The sequence below is a fragment of the Desulfovibrio subterraneus genome (assembly GCF_013340285.1).
Classification (GTDB): domain Bacteria; phylum Desulfobacterota; class Desulfovibrionia; order Desulfovibrionales; family Desulfovibrionaceae; genus Halodesulfovibrio; species Halodesulfovibrio subterraneus.
On record NZ_BLVO01000013.1, the window covers coordinates 977,418 to 997,092 of the forward strand.

Consider the following 19,675-nt stretch of genomic DNA (forward strand, 5'->3'; position numbering starts at 1 on the left):
TAAAATTTCAATCCCTTTTGCCGGTAAAAAAAGAAGGGCTCTGCCATAAGCCCTGTTCCTTCTGTAATTACTTGTGTGGCATATGCCACTTGTGGGCCCAAAAAACAAGTGTTTATTGAGCCCGCAAGCCATGGCAACAAACCGTTTTCGGCAGATACCCTCCCCCTTCGCGCGTCACTCTATAATAATGATAGCGGCTCTGATGCGTTCCTACTTCTTGAGGAACAGATAGGCTGCAAGCCCGACAAGCACGAAGGCGAAGATCCTCTTGAACACGTCGGTCGGAACTCCTTCAATGAGCCTTGCACCGATCTGCGCGCCGATCATGCCGCCGATACCCAGCAGAATACCGGCACGGTAGTCGATGTTGGCCAGCTTGTTGTGTGCTATGAGCGCGGATATGGAAATGATGAGTATAGCCAGAAACGAAGTACCCACGGCCTTCTGGGCGTTATAACCGAGAAAGAGCAGCAGAGGAACGGTGAGAAAACCGCCGCCAAGGCCTGTGAACGAGGCCCCTATTCCGACCAGAATCCCGGCTGCGGCAAGAATGATGCTGTCCATGATGAAACTCCTTTGCGTGATTATAACCAAATTGGTCAGACCACTTTCCTCTTGTTTTGAACCACTGTCAATTGGTCAGACCAATTAAACCGCGAGAAATCTTCACGGGCTACCCTTGTCTGGCACACCGACACCGTGTAACGTATTAAACCAATTGAAATGCACCTTTTGCAGCAACGAAATACTACGGAACACTGATGACTCAGGCACCCACCACTCCCACCACGCATCCGCTTGTGGACAGCTATCTTCAACATCTTCTCGTAACCCGCGGGTTATCCGAAAACACCATTGCCTCGTACGCCACGGATATGGAAAGCTTTCTGATCTTTCTTCAGGAGAAACGCTTCCAGCTTGAGTCCGTGACAGACCAATCACTATTTCTCTATGTCATGTATCTGCGCAGGCGCGGACTTAACAGCCGCAGTCTTGCGCGACATCTTTCCGCCTTGCGCGGCTTTTTCGCCTACTGCCTTGAAGAACGGGTGTTAAGCGACAATCCGGTTCAGTACCTTGAGAACCCGAAGCTGCCCAAGACCCTGCCGGATGTACTCTCGCAGGAAGAGGTAGCAGCCATTCTCGCCCAGCCAATTCTCAAAACCAAACTTGGATTCCGCGACAGAACCATGCTGGAACTGCTGTATGCAGCGGGCCTGCGCGTTTCCGAGCTCATCTCGCTTGCGCCTGTCGATTTCGACGCGCAAACCGGCCTTGTCCGCGTCTTCGGCAAGGGGGGCAAGGAGCGCATTGTTCCTGTACACGAAGCGGCCGCAAAATTCCTTGATATCTACCTGCGGGACTGGCGGCCGGCCTTTTCTCCCGTCCAGAACTTCGTCTTTCTGAACCGCTCAGGCAAAAAGCTCACGCGCCAGGCGGTGTGGAAAAACATTCAGCGTTACGTGCAGGAAGCCGGAATCCGCAAAAGCGTTTCACCGCACACCTTCCGCCATTCCTTTGCCACGCACCTGCTGGACGGCGGCGCGGACCTGCGAACGGTGCAGTTGCTGCTCGGTCATACTGATATCGCGGCTACAGAAATCTACACGCATGTACAGGCCGACAGGCTCCGGCAGGTGCACCGCAAATACCACCCCCGATCAAGGATGTAGACGTGCCCGGCACCACGAACAAAACCGGCAACGGGCATCAGATTCCCGCTCCCGTTCTCATTACGGCACATGCCAATGCGGATTTTGACGCCCTTGCGGCCATGGTGGCGGCCAGCAAGCTCCATCCCGATGCTGTGCTGGTCTTCCCCGGCAGTCAGGAACGGAACCTGCGCAATTTCTTCATTGAAAGTGCCACCTACATGTTCAACTTCAAGCAGTCCAAGGACATTGATTTTTCAACGGTCCGCAGACTCATTGTCGTTGATACCCGCCAGCGTTCACGCATTCCTCATGTGGAAGCTGCGCTGGATAATCCCGGTCTCGAAATTCTGCTCTACGACCATCATCCCGCGTCGGACGATGATCTGCCCGCAACCCAGAGTGTGTATGAACCTTGGGGGGCTACCACCACCATCATCACCCTGATGTTGCGGGACAAGGACATTGCTGTTTCGGAAGAAGAGGCAACCCTGCTTGGTCTGGGCATATTCGAGGACACGGGCTCCTTCTCCTTTGCCTCCACCACCGAGCACGATTTTCAGGCGGCGGCGTGGCTCAAAACGAAAGGCATGGACCTGAACGCCATCTCCGAACTCATGACGCGCGACCTGACAACGGAGCAGGTCTCCATTCTGAGCGCCATGCTGCAAAGTGCCACCACCCATGACATTAACGGGGTTTCCGTGGTCATGGCCGAGGCAACCATAGAGCATTACGTGGGAGACTTTGCCCTGCTGGCACACAAGATGCTTGATATGGAAAACCTTAAAGTGCTCTTTGCGCTGGGCCGTATGGGCGATCGCGTACACGTGGTTGCCAGAAGCCGCCTGCCGGAAGTGGATGTGGGGCAGATATGCTCATCCCTCGGCGGTGGCGGGCATGCCTATGCCGCTTCCGTTTCCGTGAAGGACAGAACTCTTTCTCAAGTAAAGGATGAACTCTTTGCCCTGCTGTTTTCTTCCGTGAACAAACAGAAGCTGGTGCGCGACCACATGTCCGCACCGGCCGTAACCATTGACGATGCCTCGACCATCACCCACGCCGAAGAAGTGATGAACCGTTACGGGCTCAAGGCCGTCCCCATCATCAAGCACGAAAATCATTCGGAAGTGGCGGGCTACCTTGAATATCAGACCGCGACACGGGCCATAACCCACGGGCTCGGCAACATGCCGGTGAGCGTCTACATGCAGCGCAACATCCAGACCGTGCACCCCGAAGACAGCCTCTATCCGGTCATGGAAATCGTGGTGAGCAACCGCCAGCGCCTTGTTCCTGTGGTGGATAACGGCGCCATCATAGGCGTCATCACCCGCACGGACATCATCAACACCATAGTTGAAGAACCGGCGCGCATTCCAGAGACGCTGCTCCCTGAAAAGCGGCGCGAAAGAAACGTGAAATCGCTCCTGCGCGAACGCCTGCCCGCCCGCCTGTTTTCGCTGCTGGAAGTGGCCGGAAATCTTGGCGACTCTCTGGGAGTGCCCGTATATACCGTTGGCGGGTTCGTACGGGATCTGCTGCTCAACCGCAGCAACCTCGACCTTGACTTGGTAGTGGAAAGCGACGGCATAGCCTTCGCCCGCGAGCTGGCACGGGTGCTGAACGGTCGTGTACGCGCGCACAACAAGTTCAAGACGGCCGTCGTTATCTACAAGGATGACAACGGCACTGAGGAACGGGTGGATGTAGCCACGGCGCGCCTTGAATACTATGAGTACCCTGCCGCGCTGCCCACGGTTGAACTGTCGTCCATAAAAATGGACCTGTTCCGGCGGGATTTCACCATTAACGCACAGGCCATTCAGCTGAACAAGCCACAGTTCGGCCGCCTTATCGACTTCTTCGGCGCGCAGCGCGACATGAAGGACAAGATGCTGCGTGTTCTGCACTCACTGAGTTTTGTGGAAGACCCCACCCGCATTCTGCGCGCCATCCGCTTTGAAAAGCGCTTTGAATTCCAGATAGGACCGCAAACCACGCGGCTCATAAAGAACGCTCTACAGCTCGGGCTCATGGACAAGCTCAGCGGCAGCCGCATCTTCAATGAAGTGGATGCCATTCTACACGAAGCCCGCCCTCTGGCCTGCCTGCGCCGCATGGACGAGTTCGGCCTGCTGACCATCATTCACCCCCAGCTGCGCCTCACTCCCACCAAGGAACAAATCCTTGAGGAGCTGGAAAACGTGGCCAACTGGTACCGGCTGCTCTATCTTGCCGACGCTCCCGAGCCGTGGATGCTCTATTTCATGGGACTGCTGATCAATGCCACCTATCCCGAAGTGAAGGAGGTGACCGCACGGTTCCATTTCACCAAGCGGCAGGAAGACGACCTGCTCATGCTGCGTGAGAATATCCGCGAGGGCATAACTCTGCTCAACAACTGGGGGCGGCACGACAGATCCATGAGCGGGCTGCACAGAACCCTTTCTCCCATCCGGGTTGAAGGGTTGCTGTTCATCATGGCACGAACGCGCGTAGATGAGCTTCGCAAAAGTATTTCTCACTATCTCACCCACCTGCGCGGCATGAAGGTAGATATAACGGGAGAAGATCTGCGAATCATGGGCGCTCCGCCCGGGCCGGCGTATGGACGCATTCTCTCCCGCGTTCTCTCAGCCAAGCTTGATGGTGCGGCCCCCACACGGCAGATGCAGCTGGACATGGCGCAGTCTCTCGTGCGTGAAGAAACTGCAAAAGATGCCGACTATCTGGCCAGAAGAAAGACCTGCCGCGGTCCTGAACCGGATACAGAGCCTTTTCATGCCGTTTTTTCCGACGATGAACCGTTTGAAGAACGCACCGAAGAATTCAAGGATGGGGACGGCTCAAATTCCGATTCGAATCCCGTCCCGAATTCCTCTCCTGATCAGTCAAAGGAACATTGAGAAACGCGACAGAAAGCTGAAGTTCAAGTGGACAGCCTTGCAAGGCCCGATGCCGCTAAAGGCTTGCCCTTGCGACATATCGCGTGTAGACCCAACTAACCTCGCCTGATCATGCAAGATGAACGGTGTGGAACCGGATGCCGCTATACCGGCAATAAGCCGTATGTAGACAACGTCCTGAAATGACAGAATTATAATGGGTTCGGGCGGAACCCGCTCAGCGATCCGGCCCGGAGAAAGTTAAAGCAAAGGTTGAACCATGGAAGTGTTATGGGCTCCCTGGCGGCTTGACTACATTCTTGGTCCCAAGCCGGATTCGTGCGTGTTCTGTCTGCCCGAACATACAGATGAAGACGAAGAGCGCCTCATCCTGTATCGCGGCAAGCACAACTTCGTCATCATGAACAAGTTTCCCTACAACAACGGTCATCTCATGGTTACGCCCTACCGGCATGTCATGAACCTGGCTGACCTGTCACCGGAAGAGGCCCATGAAAACATGGACCTGCTGCAGGCGTGCGTGCGCATTCTCAAGCAGCACTTCAATCCCGGCGGCATCAACGTGGGACTGAATCTGGGCGAAGCTTCCGGCGCGGGAATCCGCGAACATCTGCACTTTCACCTTGTGCCCAGATGGAACGGCGATTCCTCCTTCATGGCAGTCATGAACGAAACCCGTGTCATTCCGGAACACCTGCATTCAACATACAAGGCATTAAAACCGTTGTTTGACGAGTTATAATATTGCATAACAAATCAGAAGGTCGGCAAGCGGGTCTGCCACACGAACAATCCGCCCCGGCACGAGCCAACTCAGGAGGAATATATGCGTTTTATCAAGGTGTTGGGGCTTGTTATTGTTTTCTTCCTTACCATGGTCTTCTTCCAGCAGAACACCGCGGAACTTTCCCAGACAATAACCCTCAAGTTCGACCTGCTCTTCCAGTCGTGGTCGACCATTCCCCTGCCCATCTATTTCTTGATTCTGGGCGCGTTTGCCCTTGGTGCCATTGTGGTGGTTCTGTTCTTCTTCATTGAGCGCGTCCGTCTTGGTGCTGCTGTCCGCAAGGCACGCAAGCAGTCCAAGAAGCTTGAGAAAGAAGTGAACGCCCTGCGCACCCAGCCGCTGGAGTCCGCCGAGCCCATGGCTGTTGAAGCTGCTGCCCCCGAGGCGGCAAAGGCGGAATAATCCGTGTCCATATTGCGACGTTTCTGGCCCGGCACCCACACGGGAAAACCGGGAAACACCATTCTTTCTCCCGTCAGAGGTACTCCTCCGGGGGAGAGAGATACCCGCGCCGCCATCAACGAGCTTTCACAGGCTGTCCGCAATGATCCGGACGCCGTGGAGATCTATCTCGCCCTCGGAAACCTCTTCCGGTCTCAGGGGGAAATTGAACGGGCGGTCCAGATACGGAGCAATCTGATCGTTCGCCCGGGTCTTGACGACAAGTTCAAGGCCCGGGCCTATTTCGAGCTCGGCCACGATTACAAGCGCGGCGGATTCATGGACCGCGCCATGCAATCTTTTGAACAGGCCCGCAAGCTCGGCGGAGAAACGGAAGAACTGCTCAGGGCCATGGCACGGCTCTATGCCGAAACCGGCAGCTTTCAGAATGCGGCCAGCCTTTACGGCAAGCTGGATCACAGAATTGCTCAGGCCCATTATCTGGTCCGCCATGCGGAAGAGCTGTATGATGCCGGTGCCGTTTCCGACAGCAAAAAACTTCTGCACAAGGCCCTGAAAGTTTACAGCGGCTCGGTCGAGGCATGGCTTGCGCTTATTTCGCTGGCCACCACCGATCGGGAATGGAGAAAAACAGGTCTGCTGCTTACGCAGGCGCTTGGCTCCGTTGCTCCTTCCATGCGCTTCCTGCTGCTGGAAGGCATGCTCTCCTTTTCTCCCTCCAAGACCGAGGCGACCAAGGAAAGCAAAGGCGAGTTCACCGCCAACCTTTGCGAGGCGGTCATGCCCGCTCTGGAGGCGCAGGCACCTGACCTTATTCTGCAGTACTACGGGGCTCTTTTTCTGCTGCGCTGCGGGAATCCTGAAGAAGCCAACGCATGGCTCGCAAAAACCATGGTGCTCAGCCCCGATTTCTGGGCGGCACGGCTTGAGCTTCTTGGCCTTTCCATGGATGACCAGCCCCTTTCGCCGGTTTTTCGCAACCATCTTGCCTTCTTCGTGGAACAGGCAAAACAGGTGAAACGCTTCGTGTGCAGCAGTTGTGGCATACGCCGTTCCCATACCTTCTATGTCTGCCCGCGTTGCCGCAGTTGGCATTCCGCCGCTTTCAGAATCACGCTGCAAGACTGATTTTTCATCCCGTTCCTCTGCTCTCCCCTATTGAGCAGTTGGACATCATCATAACTTTCACCACATTTTCATGACGTTAGAATCGAACAATACCATGAGCGACGCCGCAATTCCCAAGCTTACCCCCATGTTCGAGCAGTACTTCCAGATCAAGGAAGACTACAAGGACTGCCTGCTTTTCTACCGCATGGGCGACTTCTACGAACTCTTTTTCGAGGATGCAGAAATTGCGGCCCGTGATCTTCAGATCGCCCTGACAAGCCGTTCAAGCCCGAATGCCGACTACCGCATCCCCATGTGCGGTGTTCCCTATCATGCGGCGGAAACTTACCTGCCTCAGTTGCTTGAAAAGGGCCACAAGGTTGCCATCTGCGAGCAGATTGAAGACCCCAAGGAAGCCAAAGGGCTGGTCAAACGCGCCGTAAAACGGGTGCTGACCCCCGGCACCGTGGTGGAAGACGCAAACCTTGCCGCCAAGGGACACAACTTTCTTGCCGCCCTGTTCTGGGATGAAGCGGCAGCCAGCGGTGGTCTTGCCTGGATGGATTACTCCACTGGCGACTGGTCCGGCCTTTCCGTGACCAAAATCAACGAGCTGTGGCAATGGGCTCAGAAGATGGGCCCACGCGAGCTGCTGGTGCCGGATACGGTTGCCGTGCCGGAATCCTTTGCGCTGGTTAATACGCATATAAACCGCATGCCGTCGCGCCCCGCATTCGACTATGCCAGCAGTCGCGACCGCGTCATGCAGGTACACAACATTACAGACCTTGCAGTTGTCGGCCTTGAAAAGCACAAGGAGCTTACCCGCGCGTGCGGAGCGCTGCTCACCTACCTTGGGCAAACCCAGAAGCAGGAACTCACACACCTTGGGCAATTCAAACTGCTCAATCTGAGCAAGCATCTTATCCTTGATGAAATCACAGAGCGGAACCTTGAAATATTCCGCCGTCTTGATGGTAGAAAAGGGCTGGGTACCCTCTGGCACGTCCTTGACCAGACACAGACACCCATGGGCGGGCGTCTGCTTGAAGAACGTCTGCGCCACCCGTGGCGGGAATTGGGCCCCATCAGTGAAACGCTTGATGCGGTTGCACATTTCGCATCGCGTGACAGCCTGCGCAATGAGTTTCGCACTGCTCTGCGGGACGTATATGACATCGAGCGCCTGAGCACGCGCATACAGCTCAACAGGGCCACGCCCAAAGATTACATTGCGCTGCGTAACAGCCTCGATTCACTGCCACGCATCCGCACAATTCTGGAGCAACCGGATACTACTGGCGGTTATACCACCGCCGATGAAGATCAGGGGCTGTCCCTTCCCGGCTTCCTTGCCCGCCTGCTTGCCAACTGGGACGACATGTTCGACTACAGTGACATGCTGGACAGAGCCCTTGTGGACAACCCGCCTCATCTGCTCACGGAAGGCGGACTCTTCAAATCCGGTTACAAACCGGAACTGGATGAGCTGATTGAACTGACAGAGCATGGCGAGGCAAAGCTTGAGGAACTGCTGGCAGAAGAACAGCAGAGCTCTAGCCTGCCCAAGCTGAAGATGAAGTATAACAGGGTATTCGGCTACTTTTTCGAGCTGTCCAACGCTGTCAGGGAATCCGTACCCGAACACTTCATCCGCAGGCAGACGCTGGCCAACGCGGAACGCTTCACCACCCCGCGCCTCAAGGAGCTGGAAGAAAAATTACTTGAGGCTTCCGATACCCGCAAGACACTTGAATACAAGCTGTTTCAGGAACTGCGCGATCTGGTGGCGCAGGCCCGTCCCCGCCTGCTGTTCATGGCCGACATGCTCGCATGGCTGGACTACTGGCAAGGCCTTGCCGAGACAGCGCGCAAATGGAACTGGACCCGTCCCGAACTGCACAGCGGACAGGACATCACCATAGTTGAAGGGCGTCATCCCGTTGTGGAAGCCGTGCAGGGAAGCAGCAATTTCATTCCCAACGACCTGCGCATAGATGACAAACGCCGCGTACTGCTCATCACCGGCCCCAACATGGCCGGTAAGTCAACCGTGCTGCGGCAGGCAGCCATTATCTGCATTCTGGCACAGATAGGCTCATTCGTTCCGGCCCGTGAAGCCCGCATAGGTCTGACAGACCGCATATTCTCCCGCGTGGGCGCATCGGACAATCTGGCACAGGGGCAGTCCACCTTCATGGTGGAAATGATGGAAACAGCCCGCATTCTGCGACAGGCAAGCAAACGCAGCCTCGTCATTCTGGACGAGATCGGCCGCGGCACATCCACCTTCGACGGTCTGTCTCTGGCATGGTCCGTGGTTGAGGAGCTGGCCCGCAGGTCCGATGGCATACGCACGCTTTTTGCCACGCATTACCACGAGCTGACGGCGCTTGAAGGCACCATACCCGGCGTGCACAACATGAATATCGCCATCAAGGAATGGAACGGCGATATCGTGTTCCTGCGCCGCCTCGTCCCCGGCCCCTCGGACCGGAGCTATGGTATAGAAGTAGCCAAACTTGCCGGAGTTCCCGCCGGAGTCGTCCGCCGTGCCAAGGAAATTCTCGGAGATCTTGAACGCAAGGCAAAGGCTTCCGGCCAGCATTTTGAGCCGCCGCGTCCGGCCCAGTCTCTTCTTCCGGGGGTGCCCGCACCGGAACCGCCCAGACAAAAGGAAAAGCCGGTGGTGGAAGCCCCTGTGCATCCCCTGCTCACGGCTCTGCGCGATATTGATACCGATAATATGACACCAATGGATGCCCTGAAACGCCTGACCGAATGGAAAATGCTCTGGGGCAGCACTGCAAGCGAGGATAACGATGACTAGATCTACCCTTACAAAGCTTTGTTCCGGCCTTCTTGTGGCCCTGCTTGCCGCTTCACCCATGATTGCAGGCTGCGGCAAAAAAGGCTGGCCGCAACCCAGAGACACCAGTGACAGCTTCAGCTGGGTTCGGGCCAACGCCACTCCTGCTTCCGGATGCATCCGGGTCGAAGCGGAATTGAATGGCAATTTGCGCAACATAGAGTATATTGCACTTGAACTGCAGACCGCAGGCTCGGCGGAAGATTGCCCCACCTGCCCCTTCAACCCCAACGAACGGGTGGAATATCATCCTGAAGAGCTGGGAATCACCTCCCAGCAGGGTGCTTTCTCCACGCTCTACTGCCCCACCCGCAAATCCGGTGCCTATCGCTGGAGACTGGTCGGGGTAAACGTCTACGGTACGCTGGAACACGCCACTTCCACCGTCCGTGGTGTGGAAATGGAATAAACAGTTCCGCAACAGGAGGCACGCATGCATCATTTTGAATACCGTAACGGGGAACTTCATGCCGAAAACGTGCCCGTACGCAAGCTTGCGCAGGAATATGGCACGCCGCTGTATGTGTATTCCTCGGCAACGTTCACGCATCACTTCAAGGCGTTCGATTCCGCCTTTGAAGGCATTCAGCACCTTACCTGCTATTCGGTGAAGGCATGCTCCAACATCAACATCCTCAAGCTGCTCGGCTCGCTCGGCGCAGGAATGGATATTGTTTCAGGTGGTGAACTGCACCGGGCGCTCAAGGCCGGAGTCCCCGCTGAACGCATTGTGTATTCGGGTGTGGGAAAGAAGCACACGGAAATACGCGAAGCGCTGGAAGCCGGAATCCTGATGTTCAATGTGGAATCGAAGCAGGAACTTGAGCGCATTGCCTCCGTTGCCCGCGAGCTGAACAAGGTTGCCCGCATTTCATTGCGCGTAAACCCGGATGTGGACCCTAAAACGCATCCCTACATCTCCACTGGACTCAAAAAGAACAAATTCGGGCTTGATATTGAACAGTCGCTGGCGACCTATCGCAGAGCCGGCGAGCTTGAAGGTGTCGAGCCCATTGGCATCGACTGCCACATAGGTTCACAGTTGACCAGCATTGAACCTTTCCTCGAAGCGCTGGACAGGGTCATGAAATTCTACGAAACCCTCAAGGCCGAGGGAATAAACATCCGTTACCTCGACCTTGGCGGCGGGCTTGGCATCCCCTACAATACGGAAGAGCCGCCCCACCCTGTAGAATATGGCAGAGCCGTCACGGAACGCCTCAAGGGAACCGGACTTACGCTTATTCTTGAACCCGGCCGCGTCATCGCCGGTAACTCCGGCATACTGGTAACCGAGGTTGTGTACACCAAGGATACTCCCAGCAAGCATTTCGTCATCGTAGATGCCGCCATGAACGATCTGGTGCGCCCCTCCCTGTATCAGTCTTTCCATCGCATTGCGGAAGTTGTCCCACAGGGACGGGAGCAGCGGGATGTAGATGTGGTCGGCCCCATCTGCGAATCAGGCGACTTTCTTGCGCAGGACAGAACCATCCCCGCCGTGGAGCAAGGGGAACTGCTCGCCCTGTTCTCTGCAGGGGCGTACGGCTTTTCCATGAGTTCGCAATACAACTCCCGCCTGCGTGCCGCAGAGGTGATGGTGGATGGTGATACCGTCAAGGTCATCCGCAAGCGCGAAACGTATGCGGACCTCACTGCGCTGGAAGAAGGAAGCCTGTGACCGTGACAGTTATACTGCACGACAAATAGACAGCCCGCCCAGACAACTGGGCCAGTTGTCTGAGCAGATAGCTAAACCAGATACCAGACAAGATACAGGGATCAGATAAACAGGCCAGCTAGACAGGCCAAGTAAAAGCCGGGGAATCTAGCCCAAAAATCTAATTTGATAATCTGGTTTAATAAACAGAGCCATCGCACATTGTTAACGCCGGAGGAGAAATCCTCCGGCGTTTTTATTTAAAACTTCTTTTATAATCAGCACCATATCAACTCAATGGATATTTATATAAACAAATGTTCAAAAAAAGCTTGCCACAGGATGAGAACCTTGTTTATAAACAGCAACAGAGCAACACGATAAGGAGAAAGCATGGCACAACTGGACTTCCACACGTTCTTCCGCAGACTGGAGAAAGCCACAAGCATCAAAAGTCAGCAGGATCTTGCAACGGCGCTGGGAGTGAACCGTTCCGCTATTACACAGGCGAAACGCCGCGATGCCGTGCCTTCCAAATGGATTCTGGCCCTGTCACGTCAATTCGGCCTGAATCCCGACTGGCTTGAATTCGGGAAGGGGATGCCCCAGCGTGCAAAAGCGGATGCCGCTGCAACCGCCTCCCCCGCCCACGCCACTCATTCTGAGCACGAACAGGTGGCAAGTATTCCGGCCATTGCGACAGTACCCAAGGTCTACGCACGACTGTGCGCCGGCGGCGGCTCCTTTGACGTGGAGGCAGCCGTGGTGGAAGAGCACATCTTCAGACAGGACTGGCTTGCCAGAAAGGGAAAGCCCGGTTCCATGGTCCTCATGGATGTGTTCGGCAACAGCATGGAACCCGAAATTCGGGAAGGCGACATGGTTCTCGTGGACCAGTCGCAAAAGGACATCTTTGCCGGTTCCATCTACGCCGTGGGCCTTGAAGAGACTGTCATGGTCAAACGCCTTGAACGCAAAATGGGAGAGGTTGTCCTGCATAGCGACAACCCGGACTACTCCCCCATTCAGGTTCGGGGAGACGAGCTTGAGAGTTTTCGCGTCATCGGGCGCATAGTATGGATTAGTCGGGAATATCGTTAATTTTTTCGGAAACAAAAAGGGCAATGCCCTTTTTTTGGAACAGCAAAGTTAACTTTAATAAACAAGAAGGCAACATACAAGGAGAACGGTCATGCAAAAGCGTTTCTGCACCTGTGGTTTCATGGTTCTGGTCGACTACATCATGAACAGCAATTCCTTTGCCTGCCGGATATTCTCCGCAGGACTCAAGGCCGGACACCGGGTGGAAAGCTGCCCCTGCTGCGGACGCCCGCTTGATATCGACTCTCTGCGGTAATGTATTGGCCCGCCCCTATCAAAGCGGAAAGATGCATGCGGGATCAGCCCCGTTTTTTTGGCCCTCTGCTGTTGCATTATATAAACCATCACTTGCGCGAAATACACCGACTCTCGAAAAGGCTTCCCCGGTCGGTTGTTTCCTCCGCGCGGCATTCCGGTCTGCCCCCGGAGTGCCGCGCTTCCTTTTACGTAAATTCAACTATGGAGCATCTTCCATGCCCTTATTCAATCATGCCGACGGCCAGCACCTTGATGTGGAAGGTGCAAGTATCTATTTTGAGCTACGGGGAAACCGGAACGGAAAACCGCTTGTCCTGCTCCACGGTGGCTTCGGTGACATGGAGACCTTCAATGCCCTGCTTCCCTTCATGAAAGCAGACTACCTGCTCATAGGCATAGACAGCCGCGGACAGGGAAAATCCACGTTGGGCGACGTACCACTCACATACGCCCGAATTCAGAAAGATGTGGAAGAAGTGCTGAAACATCTGGGCATCACCACCGCAAGCCTTATCGGTCACAGTGATGGTGGCATTGTCGGGCTTCGTCTGGCGGCTGAAGGCAACATCACAATCGAAAAGCTTGTCACCATCGGCTCCCATTGGCATCTCGCTGAGGATGACCCGGCGCGCGCCCTGTTTGCGGAAGTAACAGCAGAAAGCTGGAAGGCCATGTTTCCGGAAAGCTACAACGTCTACCAACGGCTCAACCCGAAGCCCGATTTCTGCACGCTCACGGACCAGATACTCCGGCTGTGGCTTGATACCGGTCCGGTGGGGTATCCCGGCGAGATGATACGCGACATCACAGGCAGCCTGCTTGTGGTTCGCGGAGATGACGACATGCTCATCTCCCGTCAGCAGGCGGTGGAAATTGCAGACATGGTAGCCGGTGCCTGCCTGCTGAACGTCCCCTTTGCCAGCCACACCATTCATGAAGAAAAACCCGAGTTGCTCATGAGCTGTATTAACGAATTTCTGGGCAAATGATGCAACGCCTGCCCGGACGCACTTGCAAAGGAAAAAGGCCTGCAGCATTAGCTGCAGGCCTTTCTACCTTATGGTGCCGAGGAAGGGACTCGAACCCTTATGGGATTTCTCCCACTACCCCCTCAAGATAGCGTGTCTACCAATTCCACCACCCCGGCGATTTCCCGTGTATAGCAAGGTCATCAAGACCCGAATACCATATTACTGAGCAGGCTTTTCAGCAGGCTCCTGCTTGGGGGCAGCCTCTTCCAGAAGAAGGGGCTTGTCCTGTGCGGACTTCTCTTCGATCTTCACATCAATGATGCCGGATTCGTCGGAGGAGGAATGACCGGTCATGTAGTTGTAGCTCAGGGAAGTAAACAGGAAGATTACGGCCATGATGCCGGTCAGCTTGGCAATCATACCGCCGGCGCCACCGCTGCCGAACATGGACTGGCTGCCGCCGCCGAAGATGACACCCATACCTTCCTTGCCGGCCTGAAGCAGAACAAGGATAACCAGGGCGACACAGGCCACGATATGCAGGATAAGAATCAGGTTTTCCACTGAGAATGTCCTCCTAGGAACAACGAAGATCGTTGAAATCCAATTTTATGCAAGCACTATGCGGCTGAAGCTATCAGCCTGCAAAGAAGCGCCTCCTACCAGAACTCCATTGACATTGTCAAGGCTTACGATTTCCGAAGCGTTGTCCGGCTTCACGCTGCCACCATATAAAATGGGCATCTGTGCCCCCGTGGCTGGGAACATGGCAACAAGCTTTTCACGCACAATGGCATGGGCTTCAAGGATTTCCTTGGGGCCTGCCACCTTGCCCGTGCCGATGGCCCAGACGGGCTCGTAGGCAATGGCAATGACTTCGGGAGAAATATCCGCTGGCACATCCTTGAGCCCGGTTTCAAGCTGGGTATGAATGATTGCCGTCAGCTTGCCCGCTTCGCGCTCTTCAAGCTTCTCGCCAATACAAAGACATACCTTGAGCCCCTTGGCAAGGCTGTAGGCTGTTTTCTGTCCTACAAAGGTGTTGGATTCGCCAAGCACATGGCGACGTTCGGAATGGCCGGTCAGCACCCAGTTGCAGCCGCAGGCGGCAAGCATGGCCGGAGAAATTTCTCCGGTAAAGGCGCCTTCGTCAGCCGGATACACATCCTGCCCGCCCACATTGAATCCTGCAGCGCCCTTCACAGCCTCAACGGTGCCGTGCAGTGCGGTAAAAGGAGGAAAAATGAGCACTTCACGATCCTGCGGCAATGAACCTACTTTATCCACCAGTGCGCGCGCAGTCTCCCTCGCCTCGTCAGCGGTCTTGTACATCTTCCAGTTGGCGGCCATCAGTTTCTTCATTTCCGTCGTCTCCTTCAGTTATCTGCAAGCATTGTGTGCAATTCAACTATAGTATGCGAAAGAATGCCGGACACGCAATGATTCATGCGTCCGTCATGCCGATGCGGCATCTTCCTGCAGGCTTTTGGTGTAAACAAGAGCGTCTTCGTTGGTATCCGTATAATAGTGCCTGCGCACGCCGCACTGCACATAGCCGTAACTTTCGTACAGGGCAATGGCTGCGGCATTCGAGCGGCGAACCTCCAGCACGGAAGTCTCTATGCCCATCTTCACGCCGATCTGCAACATGAGACCGAGAAGCCGCTTGCCAAGCCCCTGCCTGCGGTGATCGGGATGCGTGGCAATGTTCAGGATTTCCAGTTCGTACGGGGTATGGTATACGGCCACGTACGCGACAAGAGCACCATTCTGCCGCAGGCCGAATATGGAAAATACATGCTGCTCGAAGGCAAGACGAAATTGCTTTTCCTGCCAGGGCATGGAAAAACAGCGCTTTTCCAGTTCGGCGACTTCGGTTATATGCTCCGGCCCGAGCTTGAAGAAGTCCGCATTCTGCGCGGAAACAGCTGCGGCTGCGGTCTTCGGGTCACCGGCCTGCTCGCGAGCCTGTACATTGACCTGAACTTTGGCCTGATTATTACCCTGACCATCAGCCAGTTCATCAGCGTGTTCCCCGGCGGAAGAAACCGGCCCGCCCTGCTCCTTCGGCAATGTGGTATCTGACATATTACCAACGCGGGTTCAGCGGCTGCGCACAGCACAACCCGACCCAGTTAAACATGATTGAAACTATTTATCAGCAACTCATAGAAGACATTACCGAATTCGTGGAAGTTGTCGACGAAAACGACAAGCCTTTCATGGTCATGCCTGTTAATGACGTGCACACCCAGCCCCTTCGGCACCGGGTGGTACTCACACTGCTGTATGACGATGGCGGACGGCTCTATCTGCAACGCCGTGCAAAAACCAAAAAGCTGTATCCCGGCCGTTGGGACCTATCATCCACCGGCCACGTGAAAGCCGGGGAATCGCGTGAACATGCGGCTCTTCGCGAGCTGAACGAGGAGCTGCGAGTCTTTCCCGGCAAGGTCAATCTGCTTGCGCAGATACCGGCCACTCCGGAAACGGACTTTGCCGTCATATCCCTGTTCTCTGCCCGGGTTGGGGGAGACAAGCCCTGCCCCAACCCTGAAGAAGTGGCCGAAGGCCTGTTTCTGGATCAGGAAGAGTTCGCCGCCATGTACGAAGGCTTTCGCGAATTGCTCACCCCTGCGGTCATCTGGGCTGCCGAAAACGGCCATCTCTTTTCTGACCTTCCCGATATCGGCGATCCCGCCGAACTGACTGATGACGAATTGGCGGATGTCGAAATAGATGAAGATTCATCAGAAGACGATTTGCCTGATGACAATTGATCTGATGACGAACTGAATCCTGACAGCTGCTGACTCAAGCGACCCGACAGTCAGCCGATACAGAATCTGCCAGCAGATGAGACACCATCTGCCACCGTCCCTGCCATACTCCTCTTATGAAAAATCCCTGATCAGTCTTTCTTCAGTAAGGTAAACATGGTGTCGTGCAGGCTGCCGTTGGTCGCAAGCACCCCACGGGAATACAACTCGAAAGGCAGATTGGTATCCAGCTGGGTGACCCGGCCGCCCGCCTCTTCCACCAGCAGCCAGCCTGCAGAGGTATCCCACGGGCGAAGGCCTATTTCGTAAAAGGCATCATATCTTCCGGCTGCCACAAAGGCAAAATCAAGGGCAGCGGCACCACAGCGGCGAACACCACGCGTTGTCACCAAAGTCTTGGACAGCCAGTGCAGAATTTCTTCAACATTCTCGCAGATGCTGTAGGGAAACCCCGTGGAAACCAGTGCGTGCTCAAGGTTGTCCGTAGCCGTTACCTGCATGGGCCGGCCATTCACTGCGGACCCGTGCCCTCTGGCCGCGGTGAAGCATTCGTTCAGAATGGGCGCATTCACAATACCCGCCACCATCCTGCCCTTGTGCCACAGCCCTACTGATGAAGCCACAAAGGGTATCTGGTGGGCAAAGTTCGTGGTTCCGTCCACAGGGTCGATAATCCACGCAAGATCGCTCAGCTGGGCATTTCCGGCGCTTTCTTCCGCCAGAAAGGTCGCCTCGGGCAAAATGGAATGCAGGCGGCGCTTCAGGTCTTCTTCCACTGCCACATCCGTCTCCGTCACCAGATCAATGCGGCCTTTAAGGGTAACCTTGCGGGGCTTGTACCAGCTGTCCTGAATAATGCTGCCGGATTCCTTCACGGCGGCTGTCGCTGCCTCGAGAATAGAGGCGTATGCTGCTGTATCCATCATGCACTCCTTTACCCTTTCACAACAAAAAAGCGGCCCGAAGGCCGCCATTCTGTCGAAGGGGCAAGTCTAGTTGATATACACCTTGCTGTAGAACTTGCGATCATCAAGGGTGCGGCCGGTACCGCGAACCACCGTGGTGAGGGGATCATCGTCGATGACGACCTTGAGGCTGGTCTCCTTGGTGATGAGCGTGTTGAGTCCTTTCAGCAGCGCTCCGCCACCGGCAAGCAGCAGGCCGTTGTCGGCAATATCGCCTGCAAGTTCCGGCGGGGTCTTTTCAAGGGACTTGCGCACGGCCATGACAATGGCCTTTACGGGATCGGCAAGGGCTTCGCGTACGTGTCCGTCAGTCACCAGTACGGACTTGGGGGTGCCGCTGACCATATCCTTGCCCGAAACGTCCATGGAGAGCGTTTCCGGCAGCGGATGGGCGGAACCGATTCTGATCTTGATGCGCTCGGCCATGTTTTCGCCGATGAGCAGCTTGAACTCTTCCTGAAAATATCTCTGCACGGCACTGTTCATGGCGTCGCCGGCCACACGCACGGATTCGGCATAGGCGATGGCAGAAAGGGATATGACAGCCACTTCGGTAGTACCGCCGCCGATATCCACCACCATGTTGCCGAGGGGCTGATGAATGGCCATGTTGGCACCTATGGCCGCGGCCATGGGCTCTTCCACAAGGCGCACATCGCGTGCTCCTGCCTGCTGGGCGGATTCGATTACGGCTCGTTTTTCAACCTGCGTAATGCCGGTGGGCACACAGATGACGATGTTCGGCTTGGCAAGGGAGAAACCGGTAATCACCTTCTTGATGAAAAAAGCGATCATCTGTTTGGTGACTTCAAAGTCGGCGATAACACCGTCTTTCATGGGGCGGATGGCGCGGATGCGCTGAGGGGTACGACCGAGAAATTCTTTAGCTTCCTTGCCTACGGCAAGCACTGTGTTCCGGTCGTTATCAATGGCTACAACGGAAGGTTCATTAAGCACAATTCCGTCGCTTTTGGTGTATAAAAGGGTATTCGCGGTGCCAAGGTCCATGGCAAGATCCTTGCCGAACAGTCCTAACAATTTGCCGAACATTTAGGCACTCTCTTCTTGGGTCGAAGTGGAAAAATCAAATTCAAGTTCCTCAGACTGCTCTGTTTTTTCTGCTGCAGCCTGCTGCAATTGATGTAATTGCTGTGCAGCCTCGTGCAACCGACTCCGTAAATACAGGTTTTCTAGAAATAATGCCAGATGTTCAGAAGCCATCTGACAGAAAACCTTGAGCTCCTCAGGAATTTCCTTTGGATTTTCGCTCGCAAACACAAGCACACCGCGGGTTATGCGCCCGATTGTCAGCGGCAGACAAATAACGCTTTGAAAACCGGGATGCGCTGCCAGCTTGCCATACAACGGCGAAGACTGTGTGCCGGAGTCGGACCCGCCCATGAACACAGGCTTGCCGTTTCTGAATACCCAGCCCACAAGCCCGGTGCCGTAGGGAATGGCCTGTGCCTCGCCCTGTACAATCGGCTGTGTTTCGTCCTCGATATAATAGTTCTGACCGGCCTCGTCACGCGAGGCGAAACTACAGTAGGAAAAGCCCGAGGTCTCGGCCATGATGCCGAGATACTGCTCAAGGAACTTGGACCAGTTCTTATGTCGCTTGCGCAGGCCATAAATCAACTGCAGGCAGCTGTAATACTTTCCCAGATTTACCTGTTCCGCCGCAAGGCAGGAACTGGACTGCACTTCGTAGACAAGATCGGCAAACAGCTGAAGGATTTTCTGGTCTTTGTTGGAAAAGGAATACTGGCGTTTGCTGTCCAGACAGAGCGCCCCGGTTCCGTTCTTCAGGGAAACGCCCATGAAGGCCTTGATCTTGGTTTCCTCGTTATTCGAGTAGTACCCCAGATGATACTGGCGCGTATCAAAGTCGTTAACCAGCATCGGCCCCTGGTTGCTCAGAATCCATCCGACAAGCCCTTTGCCCGGAACAAAATGGGCTCCCTTGTTCACAAGGTCGCCAAGACTGAAGCTGCCCGCAACGGCAAACTCTCTTCCGGAGTTGTCGGGCATTATCAATACAGCTGAATACGCATCAAAAACGCTGCAGATTATTCCGAGGATGCGCTCATAGCAGGACTTGGTATTCATTAAAATATACCTGCCGGATCACATGAAACCGGCTATGCTTAGCATGCTTTATCTATGACCGGGAGCTTTCCGCAATCCTGAGACGCAGGATAACAGATTTCA

At 55.1% G+C, this 19,675-nt stretch carries 19 protein-coding genes and 1 tRNA gene; 12 read left to right on the forward strand and 8 right to left on the reverse strand.

Annotated features, from left to right (window positions below):
• Positions 1-210: 210 nt before the first annotated feature.
• Positions 211-564 carry a sulfite exporter TauE/SafE family protein gene (locus tag HUV30_RS11235; protein WP_174405542.1) on the reverse strand — a complete coding sequence of 118 codons (354 nt, stop codon included), beginning with the start codon at positions 562-564 and terminating at the stop codon, positions 211-213.
• 197 nt (positions 565-761) lie between these two features.
• On the opposite strand from HUV30_RS11235, the gene xerD reads away from it, so the two are divergent.
• The 11 genes from xerD (at position 762) to HUV30_RS11290 (ending at position 13,737) form a co-directional block, all read left to right on the forward strand.
• Positions 762-1,673 (forward strand): site-specific tyrosine recombinase XerD, encoded by a 912-nt coding sequence (gene xerD, locus HUV30_RS11240; protein ID WP_174405543.1) that lies wholly within the window; start codon positions 762-764, stop codon positions 1,671-1,673.
• Positions 1,674-1,675: 2 nt separating this feature from the next.
• Entirely contained in the window at positions 1,676-4,561 is a 2,886-nt protein-coding gene (locus tag HUV30_RS11245) for a CBS domain-containing protein (protein WP_243452158.1), read from the forward strand.
• A 259-nt stretch (positions 4,562-4,820) separates the two neighbouring features.
• Positions 4,821-5,303: an HIT family protein gene (locus HUV30_RS11250; RefSeq protein ID WP_174405544.1), complete on the forward strand. Its 483-nt coding sequence runs from the start codon at positions 4,821-4,823 to the stop codon at positions 5,301-5,303.
• 84 nt (positions 5,304-5,387) lie between these two features.
• Complete coding sequence (locus HUV30_RS11255; RefSeq protein ID WP_174405545.1) at positions 5,388-5,750, forward strand: lipopolysaccharide assembly protein LapA domain-containing protein; 363 nt, start codon at positions 5,388-5,390, stop codon at positions 5,748-5,750.
• 3 nt (positions 5,751-5,753) lie between these two features.
• Entirely contained in the window at positions 5,754-6,878 is a 1,125-nt protein-coding gene (locus HUV30_RS11260; protein ID WP_174405546.1) for a tetratricopeptide repeat protein, read from the forward strand.
• A 94-nt stretch (positions 6,879-6,972) separates the two neighbouring features.
• Positions 6,973-9,690, forward strand: a complete 2,718-nt coding sequence (gene mutS, locus HUV30_RS11265; RefSeq protein ID WP_174405547.1) for a DNA mismatch repair protein MutS — start codon at positions 6,973-6,975, stop codon at positions 9,688-9,690.
• Positions 9,683-10,138 carry a hypothetical protein gene (locus tag HUV30_RS11270; RefSeq protein WP_174405548.1) on the forward strand — a complete coding sequence of 152 codons (456 nt, stop codon included), beginning with the start codon at positions 9,683-9,685 and terminating at the stop codon, positions 10,136-10,138. The genes mutS and HUV30_RS11270 overlap by 8 nt, the downstream gene beginning before the upstream one ends.
• 24 nt (positions 10,139-10,162) lie before the next feature.
• On the forward strand, positions 10,163-11,410 hold the full coding sequence (lysA, locus tag HUV30_RS11275) for a diaminopimelate decarboxylase (protein ID WP_174405549.1): 1,248 nt from the start codon (positions 10,163-10,165) through the stop codon (positions 11,408-11,410).
• A 372-nt stretch (positions 11,411-11,782) separates the two neighbouring features.
• Positions 11,783-12,490, forward strand: a complete 708-nt coding sequence (locus HUV30_RS11280; RefSeq protein ID WP_174405550.1) for a LexA family transcriptional regulator — start codon at positions 11,783-11,785, stop codon at positions 12,488-12,490.
• A gap of 91 nt (positions 12,491-12,581) precedes the next feature.
• Positions 12,582-12,746 carry a hypothetical protein gene (locus HUV30_RS11285; protein WP_174405551.1) on the forward strand — a complete coding sequence of 55 codons (165 nt, stop codon included), beginning with the start codon at positions 12,582-12,584 and terminating at the stop codon, positions 12,744-12,746.
• Positions 12,747-12,963: 217 nt separating this feature from the next.
• Positions 12,964-13,737: an alpha/beta fold hydrolase gene (locus HUV30_RS11290; protein WP_174405552.1), complete on the forward strand. Its 774-nt coding sequence runs from the start codon at positions 12,964-12,966 to the stop codon at positions 13,735-13,737.
• A 71-nt stretch (positions 13,738-13,808) separates the two neighbouring features.
• Here the strand turns inward: HUV30_RS11290 and HUV30_RS11295 are convergent.
• The 4 genes from HUV30_RS11295 to rimI form a co-directional block, all read right to left on the reverse strand.
• Positions 13,809-13,895: transfer RNA gene (locus tag HUV30_RS11295), tRNA-Leu, on the reverse strand.
• Between the two features lie 43 nt (positions 13,896-13,938).
• Positions 13,939-14,283, reverse strand: a complete 345-nt coding sequence (secG, locus tag HUV30_RS11300; protein WP_174405553.1) for a preprotein translocase subunit SecG — start codon at positions 14,281-14,283, stop codon at positions 13,939-13,941.
• Positions 14,284-14,328: 45 nt separating this feature from the next.
• A complete protein-coding gene (tpiA, locus tag HUV30_RS11305) occupies positions 14,329-15,081 on the reverse strand; it encodes a triose-phosphate isomerase (RefSeq protein ID WP_174405554.1) in 753 nt (250 codons plus the stop codon).
• A 93-nt stretch (positions 15,082-15,174) separates the two neighbouring features.
• A complete protein-coding gene (gene rimI, locus HUV30_RS11310; RefSeq protein WP_174405555.1) occupies positions 15,175-15,807 on the reverse strand; it encodes a ribosomal protein S18-alanine N-acetyltransferase in 633 nt (210 codons plus the stop codon).
• Positions 15,808-15,860: 53 nt separating this feature from the next.
• Here rimI and HUV30_RS11315 point away from each other — a divergent pair, with 53 nt between their 5' ends.
• Entirely contained in the window at positions 15,861-16,499 is a 639-nt protein-coding gene (locus tag HUV30_RS11315) for an NUDIX hydrolase (protein WP_174405556.1), read from the forward strand.
• Between the two features lie 131 nt (positions 16,500-16,630).
• On the opposite strand, the gene HUV30_RS11320 is transcribed toward HUV30_RS11315, so the two are convergent.
• From HUV30_RS11320 to HUV30_RS11330, 3 genes are all read right to left on the reverse strand, one after another.
• Positions 16,631-17,425 (reverse strand): inositol monophosphatase family protein, encoded by a 795-nt coding sequence (locus tag HUV30_RS11320; protein WP_308481192.1) that lies wholly within the window; start codon positions 17,423-17,425, stop codon positions 16,631-16,633.
• A 66-nt stretch (positions 17,426-17,491) separates the two neighbouring features.
• Positions 17,492-18,514, reverse strand: coding sequence for a rod shape-determining protein (locus HUV30_RS11325; RefSeq protein ID WP_174405557.1), 1,023 nt, complete (start codon positions 18,512-18,514; stop codon positions 17,492-17,494).
• On the reverse strand, positions 18,515-19,573 hold the full coding sequence (locus HUV30_RS11330; RefSeq protein ID WP_174405558.1) for a GAF domain-containing protein: 1,059 nt from the start codon (positions 19,571-19,573) through the stop codon (positions 18,515-18,517).
• Positions 19,574-19,675 lie beyond the last annotated feature (102 nt).

Excerpts from the sequence above, each read along its gene's own strand:
- HUV30_RS11235 (WP_174405542.1), bottom strand. The coding sequence starts at position 564 with ATGGACAGCATCATTCTTGCCGCAGCCGGGATTCTGGTCGGAATAGGG.
- xerD (WP_174405543.1), top strand. The coding sequence starts at position 762 with ATGACTCAGGCACCCACCACTCCCACCACGCATCCGCTTGTGGACAGC.
- HUV30_RS11250 (WP_174405544.1), top strand. The coding sequence starts at position 4,821 with ATGGAAGTGTTATGGGCTCCCTGGCGGCTTGACTACATTCTTGGTCCC.
- HUV30_RS11255 (WP_174405545.1), top strand. The coding sequence starts at position 5,388 with ATGCGTTTTATCAAGGTGTTGGGGCTTGTTATTGTTTTCTTCCTTACC.
- mutS (WP_174405547.1), top strand. The coding sequence starts at position 6,973 with ATGAGCGACGCCGCAATTCCCAAGCTTACCCCCATGTTCGAGCAGTAC.
- HUV30_RS11270 (WP_174405548.1), top strand. The coding sequence starts at position 9,683 with ATGACTAGATCTACCCTTACAAAGCTTTGTTCCGGCCTTCTTGTGGCC.
- lysA (WP_174405549.1), top strand. The coding sequence starts at position 10,163 with ATGCATCATTTTGAATACCGTAACGGGGAACTTCATGCCGAAAACGTG.
- HUV30_RS11280 (WP_174405550.1), top strand. The coding sequence starts at position 11,783 with ATGGCACAACTGGACTTCCACACGTTCTTCCGCAGACTGGAGAAAGCC.
- HUV30_RS11285 (WP_174405551.1), top strand. The coding sequence starts at position 12,582 with ATGCAAAAGCGTTTCTGCACCTGTGGTTTCATGGTTCTGGTCGACTAC.
- HUV30_RS11290 (WP_174405552.1), top strand. The coding sequence starts at position 12,964 with ATGCCCTTATTCAATCATGCCGACGGCCAGCACCTTGATGTGGAAGGT.
- tpiA (WP_174405554.1), bottom strand. The coding sequence starts at position 15,081 with ATGAAGAAACTGATGGCCGCCAACTGGAAGATGTACAAGACCGCTGAC.
- rimI (WP_174405555.1), bottom strand. The coding sequence starts at position 15,807 with ATGTCAGATACCACATTGCCGAAGGAGCAGGGCGGGCCGGTTTCTTCC.
- HUV30_RS11315 (WP_174405556.1), top strand. The coding sequence starts at position 15,861 with ATGATTGAAACTATTTATCAGCAACTCATAGAAGACATTACCGAATTC.
- HUV30_RS11320 (WP_308481192.1), bottom strand. The coding sequence starts at position 17,425 with ATGATGGATACAGCAGCATACGCCTCTATTCTCGAGGCAGCGACAGCC.
- HUV30_RS11325 (WP_174405557.1), bottom strand. The coding sequence starts at position 18,514 with ATGTTCGGCAAATTGTTAGGACTGTTCGGCAAGGATCTTGCCATGGAC.
- HUV30_RS11330 (WP_174405558.1), bottom strand. The coding sequence starts at position 19,573 with ATGAATACCAAGTCCTGCTATGAGCGCATCCTCGGAATAATCTGCAGC.